This is a genomic window from Flavobacterium sp. (genome assembly GCF_031423415.1).
Classification (GTDB): Bacteria; Bacteroidota; Bacteroidia; order Flavobacteriales; family Flavobacteriaceae; genus Flavobacterium.
The window spans coordinates 1-1,333 of the sequence record NZ_JANPFL010000088.1 but is presented as its reverse complement, the minus strand read 5'-3'; the positions used below and the strand labels follow the sequence as shown (position 1 = coordinate 1,333).

Annotated in this window: 1 protein-coding gene; it reads left to right on the top strand. The window is 32.4% G+C overall.

The features are described 5' to 3' along the window. Window positions 1-181: 181 nt before the first annotated feature. The coding region (locus RMO83_RS08050; protein ID WP_310559164.1) for an alkaline phosphatase at window positions 182-1,333 on the top strand (1,152 nt) is incomplete at its 3' end.

Here is a 1,333-nt window from a genome sequence, read left to right as displayed (position 1 = left end):
TTTTTTTTATTCGATAGCGATGCTATCCAATAAAAAAATCCAAAATCTGAAACAAAAATCTTAATTTTTCGCTTCAATCAAAAAAGTTTAAACCACTTCTTATTAAAAAAACAATTATTTAATCTAAATCTAAATCAATTTAAAATTCAATTTATTAAATTTGTAACCATAAAGAAAATAAATGGACAGAAGAAAATTTTTTAGAAATGGTTCGCTCGCAGCGATTGGGTCAACAATATTAAATCCATTTCTAGGCACAGCTCATGAACTTGATTTTGATACTTTAAAAAAAAATAAAAAAGCCAAAAATATTATATTTTTAGTTAGCGACGGTATGAGTTCTGGAACTTTGAACATAGCAGATTTATATGTAAATCGCAAATTTGGTCGAAGTTCTAACTGGATTCAATTGTACAAAGACAATTTAGTTTCGAGAGCTTTAATGGATACATCTTCTGCAAGTTCTATAGTAACCGATTCGGCAGCAGGAAGTTCGGCTTGGGGTTCTGGTTTTAAAGTTAACAATGGTTCAATTTGCGTAGGCGTTAATGGTGAAGAATATTTACCAATTTGGCAAAAATTCAAGAAAGTAGGCAAAATGGCGGGTTGCGTAACAACTGTTCCAATTACTCATGCAACACCGTCGGGTTTTTGTGTAAATAGCAAATCTAGAAAAGGTCAACCTGAAATTGCAGAAAAATATCTTGATATTAATTTTGATGTAATGTTGGGTGGTGGTTTTGAATATTTCGATACATCTAAAAGAACAGACAAACGCGATTTGTTTGCTGATTTTCAGAAAAAAGGTTATCAAATAGTGAAAACCAAAGAAGAAATGTTAACTGCAAATAACATAAAACCTATTTTGGGAATTTTTGGTCTTGAAGAAGCTTTGCCATTCGAATTAGACAGACAAACCGATGATTCTTTAAAAAAATCGTTTCCAAGTCTTGCAGAAATGACGCAAAAAGCAATCGATAAAATGAAAGATAATCCTAAAGGATTTGTGCTTCAAGTAGAAGGTGGAAAAGTAGATTGGGCTGCACACTCTAACGATGTTGGCGGTTTGCTTTACGACCAAGTTGCTTTTGACGATGCTATAAAAGTTGCAATAGATTTTGCCTCAAAAGATAAAGAGACTCTTGTAATTATAACAACCGACCACGGAAACGGTAATCCAGGAATTATATACGGCAAAAATGCTGACAAAAATTTTGATAGTCTGCACAATTATAAATATTCGAATGAACGGATATTAAACTCTATTCATAACGACACATCGGTCTCGCAAATACGAGAAATTATAGAATTCGGTAACGGAAAAGCAATTTCG